This is a genomic window from Rhizobium sp. AN73, assembly GCF_030757975.1.
Classification (GTDB): domain Bacteria; phylum Pseudomonadota; class Alphaproteobacteria; order Rhizobiales; family Rhizobiaceae; genus Agrobacterium; species Agrobacterium arsenijevicii.
Genome location: NZ_JARWME010000001.1, coordinates 1,058,618 through 1,082,451, shown reverse-complemented (window position 1 = coordinate 1,082,451; position 23,834 = coordinate 1,058,618). Strand labels below are relative to the sequence as shown.

Here is a 23,834-nt window from a genome sequence, read left to right as displayed (position 1 = left end):
TTGCAGAGCGGATCGGTGGAGTAACAAATGCAACTTAAAGACTGCTACAATTTCCACGATTTTCGCCGAATGGCAAAACAGCGCCTTCCCGGACCGATCTTCAATTACATCGACGGCGCTGCCGACGACGAGGTGACGTACCGGCGAAACACGGCCGCTTTCGAAAATTGCGATCTTGTTCCCGACGTGCTGCGGGGCGTGGCCGACGTGGACATGTCTGTCACCGTCATGGGCCAGAAGCTGGCAATGCCGGTCTATTGCTCCCCGACGGCGCTTCAACGTCTCTTCCACCATCAGGGGGAGCGGGCGGTCGCCGCGGCAGCTGGAAAATACGGCACGATGTTCGGCGTCTCCTCACTCGGCACCACCAGCCTGGAGGAAGCGCGCCGGATCAGCGGCGGCCCGCAGGTCTATCAATTCTATTTCCACAAGGACCGCGGCCTCAACCGCGATATGATGGCGCGCGCCAAGACTGCGGGCGTGCAGACGATGATGCTGACGGTGGACAGCATCACGGGTGGAAACCGGGAGCGCGACAAGCGCACTGGCTTTGCCATTCCGTTCAAGCTCAATCTTTCCGGCATCGCGCAATTCGCCATCAAGCCGGCCTGGGGCATCAATTACCTCGCGCATGAGCGCTTCAGCCTGCCGCAGCTGGACGGCCACATCAAAATGAATGGCGGCGCGCTCTCCATCAGCCGCTATTTCACCGAAATGCTCGACCCATCCATGACGTGGGACGACGTGGCGCAGATGGTGCGTGAATGGGGCGGACCTTTTTGTCTGAAGGGCATCATGTCCGTGGAAGACGCCAGACGGGCCGTCGAAATCGGTTGCAGCGGCATCGTGCTCTCCAATCATGGCGGTCGCCAGCTTGATGGCTCGCGCAGCGCCTTCGACCAGCTGGCCGAGATCGTCGATGCGGTCGGTGACCGGATCGACGTCATGATGGATGGTGGCGTACAGCGCGGAACCCATGTCCTCAAAGCCCTGTCTCTGGGCGCGAAGGCAGTGGGGCTCGGTCGCTATTACCTCTTCCCGCTCGCCGCCGCCGGACAACCCGGTGTCGAACGGGCGCTTGAGTTGATGCGGATCGAAATCGAACGCGGCATGAAGCTGATGGGCTGCACCACCGTCGACCAACTGACACGCCGGAACCTGCGGTTCCGCGACTAGATCAAGGAAATCGAAGCTTCTCGAACGCATCGACAATATAGCCGGATAATTACCTGCGGTGAATAATCCCGGGAAACCCGCTGAAGCGGTTTTGAAGGGTTGTCCTGCTATTGGCTATATCGGTTTTAGCCTCGCATTCCGATGCCCAACAACCGAGTTCCATAGCTCCAGCAGAGAAAACTGCATTTTGCGCGGCGGTAATCTTGGCAAGCCCGGTCGAATATGATTATGGTTGCATCATGCAACCATAATGGATTTAGCGTGTCTGAACAACCTTTCCCCATAAACGACATTCGCTCCACCTCGCGCCGTCTCGTCCGCGAACTCGGTTTTATGGGGGGAGATTTCGCCGGCACCGATTTGCCGCCTTCCGCCGTGCATGCCCTCATCGAAATCGAAGCATGTCCACGCATCACCGCGCGCGATCTCGGAAAACTGCTTCGGCTTGAAAAATCGAGCGTCAGCCGCATGCTTCGGAAACTCGTTCTGTCAGGCGACGTTCTGGAAGAGACGGACGAAGAGGATAGCCGCATCAAGCGACTGCGTCTGGCCGGACAAGGACAAAAACGGGTCGAAGCCATCCACGCCTTTGCGAACCGGCAGGTGTCAAGTGCGCTGACACGGCTTGCCCCTGCGGATAGCCGAACCATCCTTGAAGGACTACGTCTTTATGCCGATGCACTTGGAGACCGGGCCGACGCCACTGCTCCCCCGATCGAGATCGTCGAAGGGTACCGGCCGGGCCTTATTGCCCGCATAACGCAGATGCATGCGCTTTATTATGCCCGGACATCAGGCTTCGGCCAGCGTTTCGAATCCGTTGTCGCCGAAGGTCTCGCCTCCTTTTGCAATCGGCTCGAAAGTCCGCAAAATGCAATCTGGGTCGCGATGCGGGGACAAGACATCATCGGCTCGGTCGCAATCGACGGCGAGGATCTGGGTCCGGGAACCGCGCATCTGCGCTGGTTCATCGTCGATGATGGCGTGCGCGGGGGCGGCGTCGGTCGCAAACTGCTGGCAACCGCCCTCGCCTTCACGGATGCGAAGGCCTTTACCGAAACCCATCTATGGACATTCAACGGGCTCTTGGCCGCACGGCATCTTTACGAGGCCCAGGGGTTTGCATGTGTCGAGGAACGTCCCGGCAGCCAGTGGGGAAGCGAGGTTCTGGAACAGCGCTTCGTCAGGCCGCGAAAAACGTGATTTCGTCTGAACGATGCGTCCGCCCGCCTGCATTTAAACGCTGCTCAGCAGGAGGCTGGTTTCGCTGTTCGAGACGCCGTCTATCATGCGGACCTCGCGCAGCACGCGGTCGAAATCCGAAAGGCTTCCGGCACGGATATTGGCCACGAGGTCCCAATTGCCGTTGGTGGTGTGCAGCGAGGAAATCTCGGCAATGCCGCGCAGCTTGCGGATGACCTGCGTGGTGGATTTGCCCATGACCTCGACCATCATGATCGCATGCACCGCCCGGTCATCATAATCCTCGCGCACCCGTACGGTGAAACCAAGCAGCGTGCCGGTTTCTAGCAGCCGGTCCAGCCTGTTTTGAACCGTACCGCGCGCCACGCCCAGCGCATCGGAAAGCTTGGCAAGTGAGGCGCGGCCATCGACCCTCAGATGGGCTATGATTTGCCGGTCGAGTTCATCAGGTATGTATTTTGCTATGCTCATTTGAGTACCTGACCGAATTGACAATTGGACTGAACATATTGTTCAAAATAGCTTCAGAAACAACAAGCTTCTGCGATTTCGGTTGAACAGGTCCCGCGGCTATCCTCATTCTAGCAAGTGAGGAGTTGCCCAGATGCCCCTGTCCCCTTCCGCAAAAGCCCTTATCCCCTTCGTCAGCGTCGAGAACATGATGCGCCTCGTGCATCATATCGGCATGGAGCCGATGCTCGTTGAGCTTACCGACGCCATCGAGGCGGATTTTCGCCGATGGGAACGCTTTGACAAGACGCCGCGCGTCGCCTCCCATTCGCGCGAGGGTGTCATCGAACTGATGCCAACGTCCGACGGCGAAATTTACGGCTTCAAATATGTGAACGGCCATCCGAAAAACATGGCCGAGGGGCTGCAGACCGTCACCGCCTTCGGCCTGCTTGCATCCGTCTCCACCGGTTATCCGGTGCTTTTGACGGAAATGACCCTGTTGACAGCGCTGCGCACCGCCGCCACTTCGGCAATGGCTGCCCGGCATCTGGCGCCCAAGGGCACCAAAGTCATGGCAATGATCGGCAACGGGGCACAGGCGGAATTCCAGGCGCTGGCAATGAAGGCGGTGCTCGGCATAGAGGAAGTGCGCCTTTACGATATCGATCCCCACGCCACCGAAAAGACCGCCGCCAACCTGAAGGAAAGCGGCCTGACGGTGACCCCGTGCAAATCGGCCCAGGCAGCGATCGAAGGGGCCGGTATCATCACCACCTGCACGGCCGACAAACAATATGCGACAATCCTGACCGACAACATGGTCGGTGCCGGAGTGCACATCAACGCCATCGGTGGCGATTGTCCCGGCAAGACAGAGCTGCACAGAGATATTCTGCTGCGCGCCGACACCTTCGTCGAATATCCGCCGCAGACGCGCATCGAGGGCGAAATTCAGCAGATGGATCCGGATTATCCTGTGACCGAGCTTTGGAAAGTAATTCTCGGCGAGGCCGACGGCCGGCGTGACGCGCGCCAGATCACCCTGTTCGATAGTGTCGGTTTTGCCATCGAGGATTTTTCCGCGCTGCGTTACGTGCGCGGAAAACTCGAAGGCTCGAGCTTCTATCAGGAGATCGACATCATCGCCGATCCCGATGACCCGCGCGACCTTTTCGGCATGTTGCAACGCGCCCGGGCCTGAGGAGCAAGACGATGAAAAAGACCTACTCCATTCAGGCGCCAGCCGCCGTCGTGATGGTGCGACCGCATCATTTCACGGTCAATACCGAGACTGCCGCCGACAACCGCTTTCAGGCAACGCCCGACAGCGGCGAGGACCTCAGCGCAATCGCCCATGCGGAAATCACCCGCGCCGCGCAGACGCTGGAAAGTCACGGTGTGACCGTTCACCTCTTCGAAGACGAAGGCATGCGCACACCGGACTCGGTTTTTCCCAACAACTGGTTTTCCACTCATGCGGGCGGTCATGTCGCCATCTATCCGATGAAGGCCGAAAGCCGCAGGCACGAGCGGCGCCAGGATGTCATCGAAATGCTGAAGAGCCGTTACCGCATTCAGGACATCATCGATTATTCCGGTTTGGAACCGGATGGCCTTTTTCTGGAAGGCACCGGCGCCATGGTGCTCGATCATATCGATCGTGTCGCTTACGCCGTGCGCTCCGACCGCACCGATCCGATCGCACTCGAGCGCTTCTCGACCCATTTCAATTTCGAACCGATGGTATTCGACGCCTGTGACGAGGCTGGCGTGCCGGTCTATCACACCAATGTCCTGATGTGCATCGGCACGGATTACGCAATGATCGGTCTCGACATGATCGCCGACGACCGCCGTCGCGCGGAAATCGTTACCCGGCTTGAGCGCTCGGGGCGGAGGGTCATCGCGCTGACCAACGCGCAGATCCGCAGCTTTGCGGGCAATGCGCTCGAGCTGCAGGGACGCGATGGCCGCATCCTTGCGCTCTCAACCACCGCATTCGCCTCGCTGACAAGAGAACAGATAGACGCGATCCGCGAGAGCGCCGCTCCGGTGCCGCTGGATATACCGACCATCGAAAAGGCTGGCGGTTCTGTGCGCTGCACGCTTGCCGGCATTCACCTGACGCCACGGTGATAGCGCTCCGCAACGGATTTTGAGCGATTGTCGAATTTGCCAACACAACTATACAAATCGCTCAAAAATCCGGCAAAAAATGCACTGAAATGCCATTTTTTATAGTCTTTCAACTTCGCTATAGCTGTTGAAGTGAAAATAAAGACTGATTTTATCGATGCCGCGCCACTCCCGCCATCCCCGGTGTGACGCCGTGGCATCCCTTGTAATCCAGGGGCTTGGGAGGGCCTCCGTCATGATGATTAAAGCAAAGAATTTATTGCTCATGTTCTGACGCCTGCCGTCGGAAAGAACCCTGCACCGTCATCCCGGTACGATCCGGGGCTGCAACGGGCATTTCCTCAACACGCATTTTTCACCGTTTTTCGCCTTCGCGACAGCGCATCACGTTGTCCGCGGCAAAACGCATGCACGTCAGAACAAAGGAGTTTCCCCATGTCGATCCTCAATAAAATCGCTTTCGCCGGGCTGGCCATCGCGGCGCTGGTATCGCCCTTTTCCGCCGCCGCCGACGATCTCGCCAAGATCAGGGAACGCGGCACCTTCAGCTTCGCCATGAGCGGCAGCTTCCCGCCTTTCAGCTTCGTCAACGACAGGAACGAGGTCGTCGGTTTCGACGTCGATATCGGCAACGAGCTGGCAAAGCGGCTTGGCGTGAAGCCGGTCGTGGTGACGACGGCCTGGGACGGCATTATCGCCGGCCTGATTTCAGGCAAATACGAGGCGGTCGTGGGTTCCATGACCATCACCCCCGAACGCGAAAAGGCCGTTTCCTTCGCCGGCCCCTATTACCACAGCGGCAGGGCCGTCTTCGTGCCCGAAGCATCGTCGGCCAGATCGCTCGGCGACCTGAAGGACAAGGCGGTGGGTGTCACGCTCGGCGAGGTCAGCGACAAGTGGGCGCGCCAGCAAGGTGGCTGGACGGTGCGGACCTACAAGGCTCTTTCCGAGGCGTTGCTCGACCTGCAGGCCGGCCGCATCGACGCCATCGCCGCCGATTCCATTCCCGTCCTCGTCGCCTCGAAAAGCAGCGGCCAGAGCGTGCGCGAAATCGCCATTCCCGACGCAGGAAACGGTGACAGCATCGGCATCGCGCTGCGCAAGAACAGCACCGAGCTGAAGGATGCCATCCAGAAGGCGCTGGACGACATGCGCGCCGACGGCACCTACGAGAAGATTTCGATGAAATGGGTAGGACGCGACATTCGCTGATAGCTGCCCCGACGCAAACCCTGGGAGGAAGGTTCCATCCGTGAACCTTCCCTTTCCTTTCTCAGTTCGAGAGGAGGCATTATGGGCTTCTCCTTAATTGTGCAGGTTTTTCCGTTCTTTCTGGAAGCCGCGCTCGTCACGATTGAAATCACCGCGCTGGCTCTGGCTCTCGGTCTCGTCCTCGCCACACTGGCGACCGCGGCGCGTCTTTCCCGCTCGAAACTTCTGCGTTTCGTCGGGAGCGCCTATGTCAGCGTCTTTCGCGGGACACCCTGCCTCCTGCAACTCTTCATTTTGTATTACGGCGGCCCGCAGATCGGTCTCGACCTCGACCCTTTTGCCGCCGGAGCGATCGGTCTCGGTATCAACGTCGGAGCCTACCTCACCGAGGCGATACGCGGCGCGATCCTGACAGTCGACACGGGACAGGCGGAAGCCGCCCGTTCGATCGGTTTCGGCCGCGCTCAAACGATGAGGCTGGTAATATTGCCGCAGGCGGGACGTCTGATGATCCGTTCCATCGGCGTCAATGCGATCATGCTGTTGAAAGGCTCTTCGCTGGTTTCCGCCATCTCGGTTGTGGAACTGACCTATACCGCCCAGCGGTTCATCGGCTCAACCTATCGCCCCTTTGAAATCTTCTCCGTCTCGGCGGCGATCTACATGGTGCTCGTCTTCGCGCTTGCCCGTCTGATCGACGTTCTCGATGCCCGTTTTGCGCTGAAATAGGAGGCAGCCCATGCTGGATTTCACCATTGTTCCGCCCTTTGCAGCCGCGATCCTGAATGGCGCGCTGTGGACGGTCATCATCGCGACAAGTGCGGCCGCCATCAGCTTCGTCGGCGGCGTGCTTTTCGCACTCACCACGCTTTATGCTCCGCGCATCGCCCAATATCCCGTGCGTTTCGTCAGCTGGGTACTGATGGGAACGCCGCTTCTGCTGCAGCTTTATTTCATCTATTACGGCCTTGCCCAGATCGGCGTGAACATGCCGGCAATCTGGACCGGCATCATCGGCCTCGGGTTGCATTTTGCGGTCTACAACGCCGATATCATCCGCATCTGCATTATCGGCATCGATAACGGCCAGACCGAGGGCGCCCGCAGCATCGGTTTCAGCAAAGTGCAGACGCTGCGTTACGTCGTCGTGCCGCAGGCCGTTGCCCGCGCTCTGCCGCAGCTCGGCAACAACATGATCGCCATGCTGAAGGACACCGCTGTCGTTTCGGTTCTCGGCGTTTCGGAACTGGTTCTCTCCTCCCAGCAGGCGATCAGCGAAACCTATCGTCCCTTCGAATTCTATCTCGTCGCCGCCGCGATCTATTACGCGATCAACGTGACGCTGGAATTCGCATTGCGCAGGACCGACAAAAAGATGGAGTTTATCCGATGACCGTTTCCCAGCCCGCATTCCAGCCCACTGTGGACGTGCGCAATGTGGCCAAGTCCTATGGCCCTCTCGAAGTTCTGAAGAATATCAATCTCTCCGTCGCAAAGGGACAGATCGTCGCGATCATCGGGCCGAGTGGCTCCGGCAAGAGCACGCTCCTGCGCTCCATCAACCATCTGGAAACGGTCAATGCCGGAGAGATTTATCTCGAAGGCATACAGGTGAACCAGCCCCTCAAAGGCCGGGCTTTCGAGCGCCACATCAACGCCGTGCGCCAGGAAATGGGCATGGTTTTCCAGCACTTCAACCTGTTCCCGCATCTCACCGTGCTGGAAAATATCACGCTCGGCCCCATCACCCTCAAGAAAATGACAAAGAGCGCTGCAACGGAACTTGCCATGTCGTTGCTGGCCAAGGTGGGGCTGGATACCAAGGCCGCCGCCTATCCTTCCATGCTCTCCGGCGGTCAGAAGCAGCGGGTTGCGATTGCCCGCGCGCTCGCCATGCGGCCCAAGGTCATGCTGTTTGATGAGGCCACCTCGGCTCTCGATCCCGAACTGGTCGAGGAGGTCAACCAGGTGATGAAACAATTGGCCCGCGAGCACATGACCATGCTGATCGTCACCCATGAAATGCGTTTCGCCGCGGAGGTCGCCGACCGAGTCTTATTCATGGACAAAGGGCTGGTGGTGGAAGAAGGTCCGCCTTCCGAAATTTTCGTCCGGCCGCAACAGGAGCGAACACGCAGCTTCCTCAAGACCTATCTGAACATTCCCGGACCGGGCGCATAAATCGCAACACAAGCGCAGGGATATCTGCGCTTGTGGTTTTATCCTGCCGTATTGCTTCGGCCCCCCGCCAGGCGGAAACCGCTCATTGCCCCTGTAAACGCAGGGCGTTCCAAAAACCGCGCAACTGTTCGGTGAGCCGTGTGTAAAGGCCGTAGCGCCGCCGATAATGCGGGACTTGCCCCGCATCCGGCGTGTAGGCGCTCGCCACACGCGTCATCGCCGCGACCGCCTCCTCGTAGTCAGGATAGAGACCGATCGCGACGGCCGCACCGATTGCCGCGCCGAGCGCGCCGGTCTCACGGGCTTCCGCGACACGCAGGGGAATTTCCAGAACATCGGCCATGATCTGCGGCCAATGCTGGCTGCGGGAGCCGCCGCCGGACATCACGGCACTGTCGACCGGCAGTCCCGCTTCCCGCAGGACGCCAATATGGCGACGATGTTCGAAACAGACACCCTCGAACAGTGCCCGCAGCATATGGCCTTCGCCATGCCAACCCGCCAGACCGTAAAAACCACCACGGAATTCCGCACCCAGCCGCGAGCCGAAGATGAAGGGGTGGAAGAACGGGTCGTCGGCGCGTTGCGTGACGGAGCCGACCAATTCGTTGCACCGCTCGAAGGCATGGTCGCCATGGTCGGCGCGAACACGATGCACGTACCATTCGAGATTGGCGGCGGACGTGGCGCTGGATTCGATATTGACATAGCGGTCGCGGCCGAAGGTGGTGACCATGAAGACATCGGGACTGATGACCGGTTTATCCGCAAACACCTGATTGATGCTCCAGGTGCCGGCGATGATGGACGCTTCCCCGGCATTGATGACGCCCGAGCCCATGGCACTGGAGACGACATCGAAGAAACCGCCGATAACGGGCGTGCCTTCGGAAAGCCCCGTCAGACCCGAAGCCTCAGCTGTCAGATGGCCGACGATATCCGCCGATTCCACGAGGCGCGGAAAAAAGGCAACGGCATCGTCAAGCCCATAGAGCGCCAGGAGTTCCCGGTCGAGCTTCGCTTCGGGGAAGGCAAACAGCCCCGCGCCGCTGAGATCGGAAATATCATTCGCAAGGCAACCCGTCAGACGAAAATTGACGAAATCCTTGCAGAACAGCACCGAGCCAATCTGGGCGTACATATCCGGTGCATGCCGTTTTACCCAGGCCAGCAGGCTAGGCGTCTGAGCGGGCCATGGCCGCTGCAGGCAACGTTCCTGCAATTGCGCCCCGCTTTTCCAGTCAAGCTCGGCCGCCACATCGGCGGCGCGACTGTCAAGCGACTGGATGCCGATCAGGGGCTGCTGATCCTTGTCCAGCAGGTAGAGACCGTTACCATGGCCGGCGCAGCCGACCGCGAGGATGCTCGCGGGATCGACAGACGATTTCACCAGAAGCTGGCGGATCGCTTCGCATCCGTTGCGCCATAATTCCTCTAGATCGCGCTCGACATAGCCGGGCTGCGGAAATGTGGAATGCCCGTCGATGGCGTGTTGCGCGACCTGCCGGCCGGCCGTGTCGAACAGCACGGCCTTGATCACCGTGTTGCCGACATCCAGACCCAAAATATGATTTTTGTCAGCCACGATTATAAATGTCCCATGCTTCCTCGCCGCTCGCACCCTGATGGATGATGGCCATCAAGGCCGCAACAACGGCCTTCGGATTGTCGTGCTGGTAGATATTACGCCCATACACCATCCCGTTCGCGCCCTCTGCCTTCAAAGCCGCCGACTTCGCCAGAACATTGCGCAAGTCCTCACGCCCCCCGCCCCGCACCAGCACCGGGCAACGCGCGGCCTCGATCACCTTGTGAAAATCCTGCGGATTGCTGGTGGGATCGGCCTTGATGATATCGGCTCCCATTTCCGAGGCAAGACGCACCAGCGTGACGATCTTTTCAGCGTCGCCATCCACCTGATAACCGCCGCGCACATCATTCGGCAGCATCACCAGCGGCTCGATCATCAGCGGCATGCCGAAACGATGGCAATCGGCGCGCACGCGGCTGATGTTCTCGACGCATTGACGGAACAGTTCCGGCTCGTCCGGCAGCATGAACAGGTTCACGACAACGCAGGCGGCATCCATTTCCAGCGCCCCGATAATCGGATCGTGATAATTCTGGAGTTGCGACCACATGGTCCTGTGGCGCGTCGAATTATAGGGATTGCCCATATCGATGCGCATGACGAGCGCCGGCTTGTCGCGATCCGGCCTTTGCTGCAACAGGTCCGCCTGCCCATAGGTCATCTGGATGGCGTCGGGTGCCGCTTCCACCAGCCTGTCGACGGTTTGGGCCATGTCCTCCAGCCCGATGAGAAAGCTCGGTTCGTTGCAAACCCCATGATCGATGGCAACATCCAGGCATCCGCCATTGCGGAACAGCCGGTTCATACGCGCCTTTTTCGAAATCCGCATCATCATGCATTCTCCTTGCATCTGTGTTTAAGCATTGCTGTCGTGACCCCGTAAAAGGTCTCAAGTTCATCAATCAGCCGCTGCCGTTCCTCTGCCGCCCGCTGTGGCGCCCAGCCCAGCTCACGCGCTGCAACGCCAAGGATCGCATCGATCAGGTCGGCATCGATGACGCCGGTAATGGCGAGCGTCGTGCGCCGCAGGATGATATCTGTCAGATGCCGGACATGTTCGGTGCGGATCAGCCAGACCACCTCCGCAGCCGTAATCGGCAGGTTTTCACAAAGCGGCGTGTCGTCCGGGCGACCACGGCAAAAGCCCATCAATTCGAAGGCGCGTGAGCCGTAGGCCGTTGCCAGATGCTCGGCTCGGTGCCTGTCGATCGAAAACTCCTCCGACAGTAGGTCCGGCAGGCGTCCGGCACCGGTGGGGAAGTTCCTGCCGCCGCCGATCGGGCGGTTCATGGTGCCAGTCAGCCGCTTGCGCCCGAGAAAAGCCAGAACCTCGTCGGTCACCTGCTCGCCGAAAGCTCTGAACGTCGTCCACTTGCCGCCGATCATGCAGAGCTGCGGCGGATCGCCCTCAACGCGATGGATGAAATGGCTGCGGGATATTCTTCCGGTAAAGGCGGCATCGCTGCGCGGCAGCGGGCGTATGCCGCTGAAACTGAAGACGATGTCTGACTGGTCTATGGCAATCTGCGGAAAGACCTGACGGATTGCCTCGAGAATATAATCGCGTTCCTCCGGTTCGCATCGCACCCGCTCGGGACGATCCACCTTGATATCTGTCGAACCCGCGAGAACCCGGCCGAGATAGGGAAAAAGGATACAGACGCGGTTGTCGGCATTCTCGAAAAAAATCATATGGCCGTTCAGGGCCTTGAGAAGCGCCTCGTTGGCGAGGATCAGATGCGATCCCTTGGTGCCGGAGACGGTGGGTTTCACTTTTTCTGCGGCCGGAGCATCGGTCAGCGCGCCGATCGTTTCGTCGATCCAGGCGCCTGTCGCGTTGACGATGATCCGTGGACGGATGGGGAAGGTTTCCGCCATGCCCTCCACCTTGAGACTGTATTCGCCGCCACGGCGGACAAGCTCGGCATAGTTCAGTGCAACGCATTGCGGCGCATCGGCCCGGCTGTCGATCAGAAGCTCCAGCGCAAGCCTTTCGGGTTGGCTTATCCACGCATCGTAATAGGTGGCCGAATATCTGATGTCAGGTGTCAGGCCCGGCCAGCGCTGCAAAGTCTTGCGCGCATTGCGAAACGTGTGGCGGGGTAGAATGCGATTTTTACGGGTGACAAAATCATAGAGCATGAGGCCCGCCTTGATGGCCAGTGCCCCCCGGCTGGCGGGTTTTCCGCCGGACCCGACGAAGGTGGCCGCCGCATTGAACAGGCCGCTGAATGTCGAGAAGATGGGAATGGTCGTCGGCAGCGGATGAACCATATGTGGTGCCAGCGTTAGAAGCGCATCGCGCTCCCGAAGCGATTCCGCCACAAGGCCGAATTCGCCATTTTCGAGATACCGCAGGCCACCATGGATCATGCGCGAAGGGGCGGCACTGCAACCGGAGGAAAAATCGTTGCGCTCGACCAGAAGCACCCTCAGCCCCTGCAAGGCGAGGTCGCGATAGGCAGCGATGCCATTGATGCCGCCGCCGATGACGACGGCATCGAAATCACCGTCTTGCCGGATGCGGCGCAGAGCGTCCTCGCGAAAACTGGGCATAGAAATACCGTTCGCCGGCTAATGACCAGCGTCCCAATGTTGTTGAACGTTTAAAGCGACGAGAGAGAAGGGTGGCGAAAATTATGCCGTATTCGCCGGAAACCCCGCCTCAGCTACATGTTTCAGGCATCGAGCCCCACGAGATGCTCGGCAACGCCAGCACTGATGAGAGCAAGTTCACTATCCGTGAGGCGTAGACGTGCCGCAGCGGCGTTTTCAACCGCCTGAGCCGGATCGCGCGCGCCGCACAGCGAGAATGTTATGCCGGGCTGGGCGATCGTCCAGGCGATCACCACCTGCGCAATCGACGCCCCATGCGCGACGGCCACCGGCTCCAGCGCGTGCATCAGCCGCGCGATCTTCTCGCGGTTTGCCTGGCTGAAACGCGGATTGTTGTTGCGCTGGTCGTCTTCGGCAAAGACCCGTTCAGGCCCGACCTTGCCCGAGAGCAGACCGAGCGCGAGCGACGAATAGCTGAGAACCGAAACGGCATTCTTGCGGCAAAGCGGCAGGAGCGTCGTCTCGATATCGCGCTTCACCATGGAATATTCTTCCTGAATGGCATCCAGCGCGCCGGTGGCGATATAGGCCGCAAGATCGTCCGGCGAGACGTTGCTCGCGCCAATCGAGCGGATCTTGCCTTCGTCCTTCAGGCGCACAAGCGCCTCCACCGTCTCGGCAATCGGCGTCGTCGCATCCTGCCAATGGGTGACGTAGTGGTCGATATAATCGGTTCCGAGCCGCTTCAGGCTCTCTTCGACCTCGTATCGGATCGAAGCGGCACCGAGATAACGGTGAACCGGCTTGCCATCCTGATGGAAGAAATAGGCGCCCTCGTTCACATGCCAGACGAGTCCGCATTTGGTGACCAGCACCACCTTGTCGCGCCTGCCGGCAATCGCCTTGCCGACGATGGTTTCCGCAAGCCCCATGCCATAGGCCGGCGCGGTATCGATCAGGGAAATGCCGGCGTCGATGGAGGCCTGGATGGCGGCGATGGATTGCCGCTCGTCGGTGCCGCCCCACATCCAGCCGCCGATGGCCCAGGTGCCCAGCCCTACGGCTGATGCGCTGATACCGCTTTCACCAATCGTCCGGGTCAATATTGAATTGTCCGTCACGAAGTTTCCCCTTCTTCCTGATTCAGTAAATAGCCGGCGATCGCCTCGTCCACGACGAGCGAGGTCAGATAGCGGCCGGCAAGCGTGGCCGCCACCGGTCCGGCCTTGATGGCGCCTGCCGCAACGCCGATGATGTTCGGGCACCGGGCAAGCTGCCCCGGGTCCAGCGCCACCACGCGCGAGTTGAGATCGATCCGCGCCAGCTGCCCATCCGCCGTGGTGAGATGGGCGAGAAATTCGCCGGCAATGCCCGCATCCACCAGCGCCTGCCCACCACGGGCGGCATCCGGCAGCAGATCGTAATAACCGGAACCGGGCGCCTCCACCGAGCCGATGCCGACCAGAGCCACCTGCGCCTGCCGCGCCAAGTCGAACACTTCGCGAGATCGATGCGACATTCATCAGGAGATCGCGCTGTTCCTCATCCTCGGCAAACAGCGGCGCATGAATGAGTGAAGCGCTGCCGCCAAGCTTTTCCGCAAGCTGGGTGGCGAGATGATTGACATCCGTATAGTGCTTGCCCTGCACACCGCCGGTCAGCGGCACCACCCGCACATCGAAGCGACGCTCCGCCTCCAGATTGTCGACAACCGCACTTACCGCCTTGCCGCCCGTAATCGCAATCACGTCGCCGTCACGGATCGTCTCCAGCAAGTGGTTGGCGGCCACCCGACCCACCATTTGCAAGGCAGTTTCCGGATTATCGGATACCGTCGGTGTGACCACAGACTGCCTGAGGCCGAAACGGCGGGTGATCTCATTTTCAAGGTCGACCAGCCTTTGATAGGGGCTGGCGATGGTAATCTTCACCATGCCCGCCTTGCGACCCGCCGCAATCATCCGGTTTACCTTGGTGTGGGAAAGATTGAGCCGCTCGGCGATCTCCGACTGCTTCACACCCTCGATGAAATGCAGCACCAGGACGGAGTACATCTGCCTCTGTTGATCGAAGTCGTCCTTGGTATCCAGCATGATCGTATCTCTCCAATTACCACGGGCGCTCAGCGGCGACGCTTGACCAGATAGTGGTCGAACAGAACCGCAGTCAGCAATATGCTGCCCCTGATGATGTCCTGCCAGTAGACAGACACGTTGAGCAAGGCAAGCGAACTGGAGACGACCGACAGAAGGATCGCCCCGAGGATTGCACCGAGAATGGTGCCCGAGCCACCCGAAAGGCTGGCGCCGCCGATGACCGCCGCCGCAATCACGTTAAGCTCCATACCGACGCCGAAGCTCGGCTGGGCTGATCCGAAGCGGGCCATGTAGATGACGCCGGCCACACCGCACAACATCGAACAAAGCGTGGTGGTGGCGAAGACCACCCGGCCGACGCGGATGCCGGAATAGGCTGCGGCCTTGGGATTGCTGCCGGTATAGAACACCTTGCGGAAAGCGGTCGTGCGCCGCAGCAGCAGATCGAAGCAGACGACCACCACCGCAAATATGATCAGCACCAGCGGAATGCCGCCAAGCGCGCCCTGGCCGATGAATTTGAATTCCGGCGGCAGCGAGTAGAGGCCGAGCGGGCGGCCACCCGTTGCCAGCAGGCAAACGCCGCGCGCAATTACCATGACGCCGAGCGACACGATGAAATGATGCAGGCCGATGACCGTCGTCAGAAATCCCATGGCCATGCCGACCAATGTCGTCAGGCAGATCGCCAGCCCGGCCGCAACCCAGGGATCGACGCCGTTAAGGAACAGCCAGCCGGCAGCCACCATCGCAAGAGCCGTGACGGAACCGACGGAAAGGTCGATGCCGCCCGAGATCAACAGGATCGTCATGCCGACCACGACGATACTTTCGATCGCGAAGACCATGGCCATGGCCCGCAGATTGTCCACGGTCAGGAAATACGGGGATATGAAGGACATCACCGCGAAAAGCGCGAGGATGATGACGATTAGCCCGGTTTCCCGCGCTTTGAGCGCTGGTTCCCACCAGCCGGTGCGACGAACCGCTACCTCTGCAATGCCCGAAGGTGTTTCCGATGTTGCCATTTTCCCGCTCCTTCAGGCGCCCGCCGGGCTCTGCACAATATTGATCGATGCAAGCTGCATGATCTTTTCTTCCGTCATGTCCTCACCCGCGACCTCGCCGGTGATGCGCCCCTCGCGCACGACCAGCACACGGTCGCTGACACCGATGAGTTCCGGCAGTTCAGAGGATATGACGATCACGCCGACACCCTCGCGCGCCAGTTCACGGATCTGGCGGTGGATTTCGGCCTTGGCCCCCACATCCACCCCGCGTGTCGGCTCGTCGAGAAAGACGACCTGCGGCTCCACCGACAGCATCTTCGCCAGCGCTACCTTCTGCTGGTTGCCGCCACTTAAGGTCGAGACCGCGTCACCGACGCTGTTCGCCCGCAATTTCAGCCGACGTCCCAACTCGTCAGCACGCTTCATTTCCTTGCGCCGTTCGATGAAACCCATGCCGTTCGATATTCTGCCGACATCGAGCGCGGAGACATTCGCGGCGATGGACATGTTGAGAAACAGCCCGTCGCCCTTGCGGTCCTCCGACAGATAGACGAGCCCCTCGCGGATACTGTCGCGATAATCTTTCAGCCTCAATGGCCGGCCACGCAACGTAACCTCGCCTTTCGGTTTTCCCTCCAGCCGGCAGACCGCCCGCACGATCTCGCTTCGCCCCGCGCCGATCAGGCCGGCAAGCCCCAGAATTTCGCCGCGTCGCAGATCGAAATCGACATCGAAGACGCGCTTTCCCTCGTTCAATCCCCGAACAGAGAGAATGACGTCATTCGATTTCTCTTCTTCCGCAAGTTTCGGCGGGTAGAGCTTGTCGAGCACGCGCCCCACCATGCTGTTGACGACTTCCTCCGGAGAAATCTCCGCGATATTCTCGGTCCTGATGTGGCAGCCATCGCGCATCACCGTGATGCGGTCACAATGTTCAAAAATTTCCGCCATCCGGTGCGAGATATAGATGATCGCAATCCCGCGTTCCGCCAGCCGGTGCATGATCCTGAAAAGGGTCTGGGCCTCCGTCTCCGTCAAAGCAGCCGTCGGTTCATCGAGGATCAGGATACGGCAATCCAGCGTCAGCGCCTTGGCTATCTCGACGATCTGCTGTTGCGAAATCGACAGATCGCCGGCACGGCTGGCGGGATCGATGTCGCCAATTTCCCGCAGGATGGTCGCGGCCCGCTTGCCGAGGTCGCTATAGTTCATGAACCAGGAACGGCTTTGACCGGTCTCCGACATGAACATGTTTTCGGCAACCGAAATCTCCGGGCAAAGCGCGATCTCCTGATGGACGAAACCGATGCCGAGCCGGTTCGCCGCATTGGGCGAGGATATCTTGACCGGTTTGCCGTCCAGCAGGATTTCACCGCCGTCCGGCTGCAGAATGCCATCGATGATATGCATCAGCGTCGATTTGCCGGCGCCATTTTCGCCTGCGAGCGCATGGATTTCCCCGCGTCGCAGCTCAAAGGCGGCATTGCGCAATGCCCGCACGGGGCCGAACGCCTTGTGAATATTCGTCATGTTGAGGATGACCTCGCCCATAACGCCCCTCCCGAACGTGGCTCCCCTTTGACCGGCGAGGCATAAACCTCGCCGGTTTCAGGGCGGCGCCTTAGCGCCCCTTCATATAGTCATTGAGATCAAAGGAAGCGGCGTTCGCCTTGGTGATCACGGCGAAACCATTGTCCATCGAAGGAACCTGCATCGGGTTGAAGCCGGACACCTTATAGTCGTTGAACGGGTCGATCAGGTCCGAGTGGGCACCCAGAAAGGTGTTCATGAAACCCATGAAACCCTGAACACCCTGATTGGGATTGACGGACATGTAGATATTGCCCTGCTTGATGTGCTCCAGCGTCGCCGGGGTAATATCCGCATGCAGGATCAGGACCTTCTTCTTGGCCTCGAGAACGGCAGTCGTTGCGCCTTCGGCCGAACCGGCCTCGGGAATCCATAGCGCACCAAGATTGGGGTTGGCCTGCAACATGGCACCGACCGCCTGATAGGCGACGTTCGCATCCTGGTTGGTCGCCTGACGGCCGACCAGCTTCATATCCGGATAGGTGCGCCCCATATAGTCGATGAGCGCGGTGACACGCAGATCGTGGTTGCTCTGGCCTGGATTTTCGAGGACGGCATATTCGCCTTTCGCGCCCAGCTTCTTGACGATCTCGTCAGCCGCGAATTTCGCCTCAGCAACATTGTCCGAGGTGATGTAGGCGGTGCGTTTCGACTTCGGCGAATCCGCCGCAAAAGTCGTCACCGAAACGCCGGAGTCGATCGCCTTGTTGATCGGCTCGATAAAGGGATCGGCCTGCATCGGATGCAGCAAGATACCTTTCGGCTTCTTCACCAGTTCCTGCTCGAAGGAAGCGATCTGCTTGGTGATGTCATATTCGGGCGTGCCGGTGAAAACAGCCTCACAGCCGAGCGCCTTTGCTGCCTGCTTGAAGCCCTCGAAGACCGGCACCCAATAGGGGTGGCTGGAGACCATGACGTTCATCACATAGGTCTCGCCCGGTTCGCAGGCGAATTTACCCGCAGCAGCGGCCTGAGAGCCGGCGCCAGCGGAAATCGCCACGGCTAAAACACCCGCGGCAACGGTCGATTTCAGAAAAGCCAACATATTCCCCTCCCAAGGACAATGACTTAGTCCGCAATAAATTTTAAGTGGTGTAATTTATTGCATGTCACTTGAGATATCGGCAAACCGAACACGCGTCAATGCGGTTTGAATTTTATTTTTCTGAGTGAAATTTATTGCAAGTCATACGGAGTAACCCAGGAGAGCGTCTTTCCCATCATAGTCCCGATAGCATGTCGCTTGCCAATTCCCACAACCTGAAGACGCCGCTTGTGAGTATAGGACGAAAGCTGAGATTTCAGCGCAAACGTTGATCCAAAACGGAAAAAAGATTTAGGCCTACACATCGTAGAATCAACCGGGAGTATTAATGCCATATTCAGGTCAATTCGCTTATCAAGAATTTGCTCAATCATTGTTGAGCCGCTTCCGCCATTTTGAGCGAGCGATTATGGGCTTGGCCCTGGGGGGTAATACCGTGAAGAAAATTTTGATTACCGCAATTATTCTTGGTGCAGCTTCATCTTTTGCATCTTCTGTTTCAGCGCAGACCAAAGGCGACTGGGTGCTGGGCAACTATAAGGGGGCCGGATACTGGTTCCCGGGTGTTATTGATGGCGTTTCCGGTGGGCAGGTCACCATTCGTTATGACGATGGCGATCGCGAAACGGTCGCAATGAACAAGGTGCGCCCTTACGACTGGATGATCGGTACGCGGGTCGAGTGCAACTACAAGGGCGGTGGACAGTGGTACGCTGGCAAAATCTCCTCTCTTGCAGGTGAGAAGATTGGCATTGCCTATGACGATGGCGACAAGGAAACGACCAAGACCGGACGCTGCAGAACGCGGTGAGTTTCTAGCAAACACTGTTCCAACACCACCCGTATCCCCGCTTGCGCCGGCAAGTGGGGATTTCTTTGCAGAAAGTGCAAAGAGCGGCCATGCGCACTGAAAAGCGATCTCATCAGAAGGTTCAGCGAACCTGAGGCCGCAATGTAAAAAGGCCCTGCGATTTATCGCAAGGCCTTGATACTTAAGAATTCGGATGGTGGGCGTGACAGGGATTGAACCTGTGACCCCTACGATGTCAACGTAGTGCTCTCCCGCTGAGCTACACGCCCTCCGTTGCGGCGGATAGACCACAAAACCGGTTCATGCGTCAACTGCTTTTTTTCGGTTTTGTGAAGGTTTTTTGAGACCCCTTACGCCACAAGGAGTTTGTTGACCTCATCCACCAGATCGCGCAGATGGAACGGCTTGGAAAGGACTTTCGCATCCTTCGGAGCCTTCGAGATCGGCGTTCAGTGCGACGGCCGCAAAGCCGGTGATGAACATCACCTTCAGGTCCGGGTCGAGTTCGGTAGCGCGCCGGGCCAGTTCGATGCCATCCATTTCGGGCATGACGATATCGGTCAGCAACAGCGAGAAAGGTTCCTCGCGAAGCCGGTCGTAAGCGCTTGCGCCATTATCGAAGGAAGAAACCTTGTAACCGGCTTTTTCCAGCGCCTTGACGAGAAAGCGGCGCATATCGTTATCGTCTTCAGCGAGAAGAATTTTCTGATTCATCATAAGTGACCGTAACTGCTCAATGTTTGAGATACCCTAGCCCGATTATAGGATTTTCACGGTAAATATCATGTGAAGACGAGAATCGGTATAGCGCTGCATGGGCGATAGTATGGACTTGCCGCACCGTAACTGGCAACATGAACATCCTGATAGTTTGCGACATGGTAAATGGCCCTGAATGGACTGGATAACGGGTGAATATGAGCTGTTCGAAGTAACGGAGCCTGCCGTTCAAACCCTGCCATTCGTCTATAATTCACCCCATAGCGGCCGCTGTTATCCCATCTCCTTTCTAGAGTCGGCGCGGCTCGATTCTGCATGAGATCCGGCGCTCTGAAGATCACTTTGTCGATGAGCTGTTCGCCGCAGCGCCCGAGATCGGCGCGCCGCTGCTGAAAGCCAATTTTCCCCGCGCCTACCTCGACGTCAATCGTGAGCCCTACGAGCTTGATCCGCGCATGTTCGAGGGCACCCTGCCGCCCTATGCCAATATCGGCTCCATGCGGGTTGCCGGCGGTCTGGGCACCGTGCCGCGCATCGTCGCCGAGAATATGGACATCTATGCTCACCGCCTGCCGGTGGACGAGGCGCTTTCGCGGATCGAGACGATTTACAAGCCCTACCACGCCTGCCTGCGCAGGCTGCTCTCCCGCACCCATGCCAATTTCGGCATGGCGGTGCTGATCGATTGCCATTCGATGCCGGGCAATATCCGTGTCGCCGGCTCCAACCTGCGGCCGGATGTGATTATCGGCGATCGTTACGGCACCAGCGCTTCCCAGGAAGTCTCCCGCGCCGCCCTGCATTTTCTCGAAGCGCTGGGTTTCGTCGCGGTCTGCAATAAGCCCTATGCCGGCGGCTTCATCACCGAACATTACGGGCGGCCGATCCGCTCCCTCCACGCGCTCCAGATCGAGGTCAACCGGGCGCTTTACGTCGACGAAAAAACGCTTTCGAAAAAAGCCGATTTTCCGGCTATTCAGGCATCGCTAGAGATTTTCATGCGCCAGCTTGGCGCCTTCGTTTCGGAATACGCGATAGAAACCTCACTCGCCGCCGAATAACGCTTCGAATTCCCGGATATCTCAAATCTCTGTTCAGACCGCCTGGCCGCGTGCCGGGCAAAAAAAACCGCGCCTTGGCGCGGTCAAGTCTAGGGAGGAAACACCCAAGGAGGGTATTTACAGTCAAAGACTGCAGGGTCACGCTACGCATTATATGCCCAATTGTCAATCATTTTATTTTGTGCATATTTTTTAGGCTTATGCTGAAAATATGGAAACACCCACCCCTACATCCGTACGAGTGGACGGCGGGTGCGATTCCGGTCTATGCATTTCGCGACATAATTCAGGCAATGAGGTTTCGCATGCTGCCCGACCGGGATTTCTTCTTCAAACTTGCCGACGCCGCCAGCGCTGAAACGCTCCCCCGCTTCCGCACGGGCATTGCCGTCACCAACAAGCAGGACGGTGGCTATGATCCGGTAACGGAAGGCGATCAGGCAGCGGAAACCGCCATTCGTGCCCTCATCGAGGCACATTTCCCGCAGCACGGTATTCTTGGCGAAGAACACGGCAACGTCGGTCTCGACCGCGAACATATCTGGGTTATCGATCCGATCGACGGCACACGCGCCTTCATTTCCGGCGTGCCGGTCTGGGGTACGCTGATCGGCTTCCAGTCGTCCGGCCGCGCCGCGATGGGCATCATGGACCAGCCTTTCACCAAAGAGCGTTATTTTGCCGACGGCGAAGCCGCCTGGTATTTCGGACCGGATGGCGAGCGCAAGATCCATACGCGCGAATGCACGTCACTGTCGGATGCCGTACTGTTCACCACGACACCCCACATCTTCACCGCTGAGGAAAAGCCCTTTTACGATAAGGTGCAGGACCAGGTCCGCCTTTTCCGTTATGGCGTGGATTGTTACGCTTATTGCCTGCTCGCCGCCGGCCATGTCGATCTGGTGATCAGATCCGGCCTGAAGCCCTATGATGTCGGCGCGCTCATTCCGGTGATCGAGCAGGCCGGCGGCATCATCACCACCTGGGATGGCGGGCGCCCGGAAAATGGCGGCCGCATCCTCGCTGCCGGCTCCAAAGCCGTGCACGAACAGGCACTCGCCATTCTTTCAAAACTATAGACCGTATCGTTGAAATTGGATGGCGCAAACCGCGCCATCCCCGCATCATTCCGGCGCGAAAAACGCGTCGATGGCCGCCAGCGCCTGTTTGCGGAAAACGTCGCGCTCATGCAGCAATTCGTGGCGTGCACCGGTTACGGGAAGAAGCTGCGCCGCCCGGAAATTGCGCGACAACTCTTCCTGCGCCTTATAGGGCGTGATCGTATCCAGCATTGGCGCCAGAATAAGCGTTGGAATGGTTATGTTCGTCAAATGGTCCTGACGCGTCACCCGCGCCATGGTCTTCAGCGCTTCATAGACCCAACGGGCCGTGGGCGCACCGATGAACAGTTCCGGACATTGCCGATGCAAAGAAACATTCCTTGCAAAGCGTCTGGCATCCGAGGTCAACGGGTTGCCGTCAAAATCCCGTTCACGCTGGTCCTTGCCGAGCTGGATACTTCCAAGGCCAATGAGACTTAAAACAGTCGCGACCAGCCGGATGACGGGCGAAGGAACGGATTGCTGGCTGTCCAACTCGATAAAGGGCGAACAAAGCGCCAGACGGTCGATCCTGTTCGACAGGCCGGGTGCTGCGGCAAGTGCCGCAAGCGCGCCGGTGGAATGCGCGATCATGAAGAATGGTAGCCGCGTATCCGGCAGCACCACCTGTTCGAGAAAAAGGCTAATATCCCGCTGATAATCGGAAAACCGCCGCACATGCCCGGCGCCCGGCTTCTTCAGCAGCCTCTCGGAACCGCCCTGCCCGCGTGTATCGAAGGTCGCAACCCAGAAACCTAGAGCCGTCAGATCGCTGATCGTTTCGAAATATTTCTCGATACATTCGTTCCGGCCGTGCAGCAGAACCACGGTTCCGCGCGCGATGTGCCGACCAGAGCGGAAGATCGCATATCGAAGCTGTTTGCCACCATGGCCGGTGAAATAACCGACGGTATGGTTGCCGGGAACCGGGTTGTCTTCGCTCTCGCGCAATGTGGCTTCGATCATCGGTCTTTTCCGGCTTCTCTGCCTTTTCGGGATAGGTCGGCGGCGAGCGAAGGTCAAAGAAAAAATTGCCGGAACCGTCGGTTAAAGCAGTCGCGGTTCCGGCGAATAGGACAGAAGAAGAAGGGACGTTATTGCTTCTGCCACGGAGCATGTCTCCGATGACCGATGTTTATGGCTCTCAAACTGAACGATGCTGGAACCGGATGTTCAGCCATGGTTCATGTTGCTCTCGCCTTTTCCGCCTTGATGCGCCCCCTTGACGCGGCATCAAGCCATTCCCATCTCATTCATGCGGTCGCCAGAACGGGACCGCGCCATATGTCCGGCCGTCGCCAGAACGGGACGCCGGATTAACCGCAAACAGTCGCTTCATAAGGAGGACACCATGCGTCACGTCGATTTTTCTCCCCTCTATCGCTCCACCGTCGGTTTCGACCGCCTTTTTTCGATGCTCGACGGCCTCGGCCAGCCCGAACAGGCCCAGTCCTATCCGCCCTACAATATCGAGCGGACCGGTGAAAACACCTATCGTATCACCATGGCCGTCGCCGGTTTTGATGAAACCGAACTCAGCATCGAGATCCCGCGCCAATACGCTGACGGTGAAAGCCGAGAAGTCCGCAGATGAGAAGTCGTCCGAAGGCGAATTCCTGTATCGTGGCATCGCCACACGCGCGTTCGAACGCCGCTTCCAGCTTGCCGACCACGTCGAAGTCCAGACCGCTTCCTTGAAGAACGGCCTGCTTCACATCGATCTCGTCCGCAATATTCCGGAAGCCATGAAACCGCGCCGCATTGCGATCTCGTCCGACAGTGCCGACGCGCCAAAGACGATCGAAGCCCAGATCACGCCGGCCCAGGTCAACTAAGCTTTTCTAGAATGCAAAAAGAAACGGCCCCTTGCGGGGCCGTTTTTTTGTCTGG

The 23,834-nt window shown here is 58.8% G+C and carries 19 protein-coding genes, 1 tRNA gene and 4 pseudogenes; 12 read left to right on the top strand and 12 right to left on the bottom strand.

Going from position 1 to position 23,834, the window contains the following annotated elements; translation table 11 throughout:
* Nucleotides 1-27 precede the first annotated feature (27 nt).
* Together RBH10_RS04755 and RBH10_RS04750 are read left to right on the top strand one after the other, a co-directional pair.
* Nucleotides 28-1,176 carry an alpha-hydroxy acid oxidase gene (locus RBH10_RS04755; RefSeq protein ID WP_281038708.1) on the top strand — a complete coding sequence of 383 codons (1,149 nt, stop codon included), beginning with the start codon at nucleotides 28-30 and terminating at the stop codon, nucleotides 1,174-1,176.
* Between the two features lie 261 nt (nucleotides 1,177-1,437).
* Nucleotides 1,438-2,379: a MarR family winged helix-turn-helix transcriptional regulator gene (locus tag RBH10_RS04750; RefSeq protein WP_281038707.1), complete on the top strand. Its 942-nt coding sequence runs from the start codon at nucleotides 1,438-1,440 to the stop codon at nucleotides 2,377-2,379.
* Between the two features lie 33 nt (nucleotides 2,380-2,412).
* Here RBH10_RS04750 and RBH10_RS04745 read toward each other — a convergent pair whose 3' ends face one another.
* Complete coding sequence (locus RBH10_RS04745) at nucleotides 2,413-2,850, bottom strand: Lrp/AsnC family transcriptional regulator (protein ID WP_281038706.1); 438 nt, start codon at nucleotides 2,848-2,850, stop codon at nucleotides 2,413-2,415.
* A gap of 133 nt (nucleotides 2,851-2,983) precedes the next feature.
* On the opposite strand from RBH10_RS04745, the gene RBH10_RS04740 reads away from it, so the two are divergent.
* The 6 genes from RBH10_RS04740 (at nucleotide 2,984) to RBH10_RS04715 (ending at nucleotide 8,361) form a co-directional block, all read left to right on the top strand.
* The gene (locus tag RBH10_RS04740; protein WP_281038705.1) at nucleotides 2,984-4,033 is read left to right on the top strand and encodes an ornithine cyclodeaminase; all 1,050 of its coding nucleotides are present in this window, start codon (nucleotides 2,984-2,986) and stop codon (nucleotides 4,031-4,033) included.
* A gap of 11 nt (nucleotides 4,034-4,044) precedes the next feature.
* Nucleotides 4,045-4,968 (top strand): citrulline utilization hydrolase CtlX, encoded by a 924-nt coding sequence (ctlX, locus tag RBH10_RS04735; RefSeq protein ID WP_281038704.1) that lies wholly within the window; start codon nucleotides 4,045-4,047, stop codon nucleotides 4,966-4,968.
* 435 nt (nucleotides 4,969-5,403) lie between these two features.
* Nucleotides 5,404-6,180 (top strand): ABC transporter substrate-binding protein, encoded by a 777-nt coding sequence (locus RBH10_RS04730; protein ID WP_281038703.1) that lies wholly within the window; start codon nucleotides 5,404-5,406, stop codon nucleotides 6,178-6,180.
* A gap of 81 nt (nucleotides 6,181-6,261) precedes the next feature.
* Nucleotides 6,262-6,909, top strand: coding sequence for an amino acid ABC transporter permease (locus RBH10_RS04725; RefSeq protein WP_281038702.1), 648 nt, complete (start codon nucleotides 6,262-6,264; stop codon nucleotides 6,907-6,909).
* Between the two features lie 10 nt (nucleotides 6,910-6,919).
* Nucleotides 6,920-7,573, top strand: coding sequence for an amino acid ABC transporter permease (locus RBH10_RS04720; RefSeq protein ID WP_281038701.1), 654 nt, complete (start codon nucleotides 6,920-6,922; stop codon nucleotides 7,571-7,573).
* Nucleotides 7,570-8,361 (top strand): amino acid ABC transporter ATP-binding protein, encoded by a 792-nt coding sequence (locus RBH10_RS04715; protein ID WP_281038700.1) that lies wholly within the window; start codon nucleotides 7,570-7,572, stop codon nucleotides 8,359-8,361. Before RBH10_RS04720 ends, RBH10_RS04715 begins: the two co-directional genes overlap by 4 nt.
* Before the next feature lie 82 nt (nucleotides 8,362-8,443).
* Here RBH10_RS04715 and RBH10_RS04710 read toward each other — a convergent pair whose 3' ends face one another.
* The 8 genes and pseudogenes from RBH10_RS04710 to RBH10_RS04675 form a co-directional block, all read right to left on the bottom strand.
* Nucleotides 8,444-9,946, bottom strand: coding sequence for an FGGY-family carbohydrate kinase (locus tag RBH10_RS04710; RefSeq protein WP_281038699.1), 1,503 nt, complete (start codon nucleotides 9,944-9,946; stop codon nucleotides 8,444-8,446).
* Nucleotides 9,939-10,781 (bottom strand): class I fructose-bisphosphate aldolase, encoded by an 843-nt coding sequence (locus tag RBH10_RS04705; protein WP_045020065.1) that lies wholly within the window; start codon nucleotides 10,779-10,781, stop codon nucleotides 9,939-9,941. Before RBH10_RS04705 ends, RBH10_RS04710 begins: the two co-directional genes overlap by 8 nt.
* A gap of 2 nt (nucleotides 10,782-10,783) precedes the next feature.
* Nucleotides 10,784-12,508, bottom strand: a complete 1,725-nt coding sequence (locus RBH10_RS04700; RefSeq protein ID WP_281038698.1) for a glycerol-3-phosphate dehydrogenase/oxidase — start codon at nucleotides 12,506-12,508, stop codon at nucleotides 10,784-10,786.
* 122 nt (nucleotides 12,509-12,630) lie between these two features.
* Nucleotides 12,631-13,629 carry an aldo/keto reductase gene (locus RBH10_RS04695; RefSeq protein ID WP_281038697.1) on the bottom strand — a complete coding sequence of 333 codons (999 nt, stop codon included), beginning with the start codon at nucleotides 13,627-13,629 and terminating at the stop codon, nucleotides 12,631-12,633.
* Nucleotides 13,626-14,601: pseudogene (locus tag RBH10_RS04690) on the bottom strand (sugar-binding transcriptional regulator). Before RBH10_RS04690 ends, RBH10_RS04695 begins: the two are co-directional and overlap by 4 nt.
* A gap of 29 nt (nucleotides 14,602-14,630) precedes the next feature.
* The gene (locus RBH10_RS04685; protein ID WP_003511562.1) at nucleotides 14,631-15,632 is read right to left on the bottom strand and encodes an ABC transporter permease; all 1,002 of its coding nucleotides are present in this window, start codon (nucleotides 15,630-15,632) and stop codon (nucleotides 14,631-14,633) included.
* A 12-nt stretch (nucleotides 15,633-15,644) separates the two neighbouring features.
* Nucleotides 15,645-17,165, bottom strand: coding sequence for a sugar ABC transporter ATP-binding protein (locus RBH10_RS04680; RefSeq protein WP_281038695.1), 1,521 nt, complete (start codon nucleotides 17,163-17,165; stop codon nucleotides 15,645-15,647).
* 70 nt (nucleotides 17,166-17,235) lie between these two features.
* Nucleotides 17,236-18,249, bottom strand: coding sequence for a substrate-binding domain-containing protein (locus RBH10_RS04675; protein ID WP_281038694.1), 1,014 nt, complete (start codon nucleotides 18,247-18,249; stop codon nucleotides 17,236-17,238).
* A gap of 328 nt (nucleotides 18,250-18,577) precedes the next feature.
* Between RBH10_RS04675 and RBH10_RS04670 the strand changes: the two genes are divergently transcribed.
* Nucleotides 18,578-19,060 carry a tudor domain-containing protein gene (locus tag RBH10_RS04670; protein WP_281038693.1) on the top strand — a complete coding sequence of 161 codons (483 nt, stop codon included), beginning with the start codon at nucleotides 18,578-18,580 and terminating at the stop codon, nucleotides 19,058-19,060.
* A 194-nt stretch (nucleotides 19,061-19,254) separates the two neighbouring features.
* On the opposite strand, the gene RBH10_RS04665 is transcribed toward RBH10_RS04670, so the two are convergent.
* Both RBH10_RS04665 and cpdR read right to left on the bottom strand, forming a co-directional pair.
* A tRNA-Val gene (locus tag RBH10_RS04665) sits at nucleotides 19,255-19,329 on the bottom strand.
* Between the two features lie 81 nt (nucleotides 19,330-19,410).
* Nucleotides 19,411-19,774: pseudogene (gene cpdR, locus RBH10_RS04660) on the bottom strand (cell cycle two-component system response regulator CpdR).
* A 181-nt stretch (nucleotides 19,775-19,955) separates the two neighbouring features.
* On the opposite strand from cpdR, the pseudogene RBH10_RS04655 reads away from it, so the two are divergent.
* Together RBH10_RS04655 and hisN are read left to right on the top strand one after the other, a co-directional pair.
* Nucleotides 19,956-20,841, top strand: a pseudogene (locus RBH10_RS04655) (N-formylglutamate amidohydrolase).
* Nucleotides 20,842-21,146: 305 nt separating this feature from the next.
* Nucleotides 21,147-21,923 (top strand): histidinol-phosphatase, encoded by a 777-nt coding sequence (gene hisN, locus RBH10_RS04650; protein ID WP_306180442.1) that lies wholly within the window; start codon nucleotides 21,147-21,149, stop codon nucleotides 21,921-21,923.
* 45 nt (nucleotides 21,924-21,968) lie between these two features.
* On the opposite strand, the gene RBH10_RS04645 is transcribed toward hisN, so the two are convergent.
* The gene (locus tag RBH10_RS04645) at nucleotides 21,969-22,910 is read right to left on the bottom strand and encodes an alpha/beta fold hydrolase (RefSeq protein WP_281038691.1); all 942 of its coding nucleotides are present in this window, start codon (nucleotides 22,908-22,910) and stop codon (nucleotides 21,969-21,971) included.
* Nucleotides 22,911-23,295: 385 nt separating this feature from the next.
* Between RBH10_RS04645 and hspL the strand changes: the two are divergent.
* A pseudogene (gene hspL, locus RBH10_RS04640) lies at nucleotides 23,296-23,779 on the top strand (heat shock protein HspL).
* The last annotated feature ends 55 nt before the right edge of the window (nucleotides 23,780-23,834 follow it).

Bases quoted from the DNA above. Each gene is read 5' to 3' on its own strand.
- RBH10_RS04670 (WP_281038693.1), top strand. From the start codon at position 18,578: ATGCCATATTCAGGTCAATTCGCTTATCAAGAATTTGCTCAATCATTG.
- RBH10_RS04680 (WP_281038695.1), bottom strand. From the start codon at position 17,165: ATGGGCGAGGTCATCCTCAACATGACGAATATTCACAAGGCGTTCGGC.
- hisN (WP_306180442.1), top strand. From the start codon at position 21,147: ATGCTGCCCGACCGGGATTTCTTCTTCAAACTTGCCGACGCCGCCAGC.
- RBH10_RS04700 (WP_281038698.1), bottom strand. From the start codon at position 12,508: ATGCCCAGTTTTCGCGAGGACGCTCTGCGCCGCATCCGGCAAGACGGT.
- RBH10_RS04740 (WP_281038705.1), top strand. From the start codon at position 2,984: ATGCCCCTGTCCCCTTCCGCAAAAGCCCTTATCCCCTTCGTCAGCGTC.
- RBH10_RS04715 (WP_281038700.1), top strand. From the start codon at position 7,570: ATGACCGTTTCCCAGCCCGCATTCCAGCCCACTGTGGACGTGCGCAAT.
- RBH10_RS04730 (WP_281038703.1), top strand. From the start codon at position 5,404: ATGTCGATCCTCAATAAAATCGCTTTCGCCGGGCTGGCCATCGCGGCG.
- RBH10_RS04685 (WP_003511562.1), bottom strand. From the start codon at position 15,632: ATGGCAACATCGGAAACACCTTCGGGCATTGCAGAGGTAGCGGTTCGT.
- RBH10_RS04675 (WP_281038694.1), bottom strand. From the start codon at position 18,249: ATGTTGGCTTTTCTGAAATCGACCGTTGCCGCGGGTGTTTTAGCCGTG.
- RBH10_RS04755 (WP_281038708.1), top strand. From the start codon at position 28: ATGCAACTTAAAGACTGCTACAATTTCCACGATTTTCGCCGAATGGCA.
- RBH10_RS04725 (WP_281038702.1), top strand. From the start codon at position 6,262: ATGGGCTTCTCCTTAATTGTGCAGGTTTTTCCGTTCTTTCTGGAAGCC.
- RBH10_RS04705 (WP_045020065.1), bottom strand. From the start codon at position 10,781: ATGCGGATTTCGAAAAAGGCGCGTATGAACCGGCTGTTCCGCAATGGC.
- ctlX (WP_281038704.1), top strand. From the start codon at position 4,045: ATGAAAAAGACCTACTCCATTCAGGCGCCAGCCGCCGTCGTGATGGTG.
- RBH10_RS04745 (WP_281038706.1), bottom strand. From the start codon at position 2,850: ATGAGCATAGCAAAATACATACCTGATGAACTCGACCGGCAAATCATA.
- RBH10_RS04645 (WP_281038691.1), bottom strand. From the start codon at position 22,910: ATGATCGAAGCCACATTGCGCGAGAGCGAAGACAACCCGGTTCCCGGC.
- RBH10_RS04720 (WP_281038701.1), top strand. From the start codon at position 6,920: ATGCTGGATTTCACCATTGTTCCGCCCTTTGCAGCCGCGATCCTGAAT.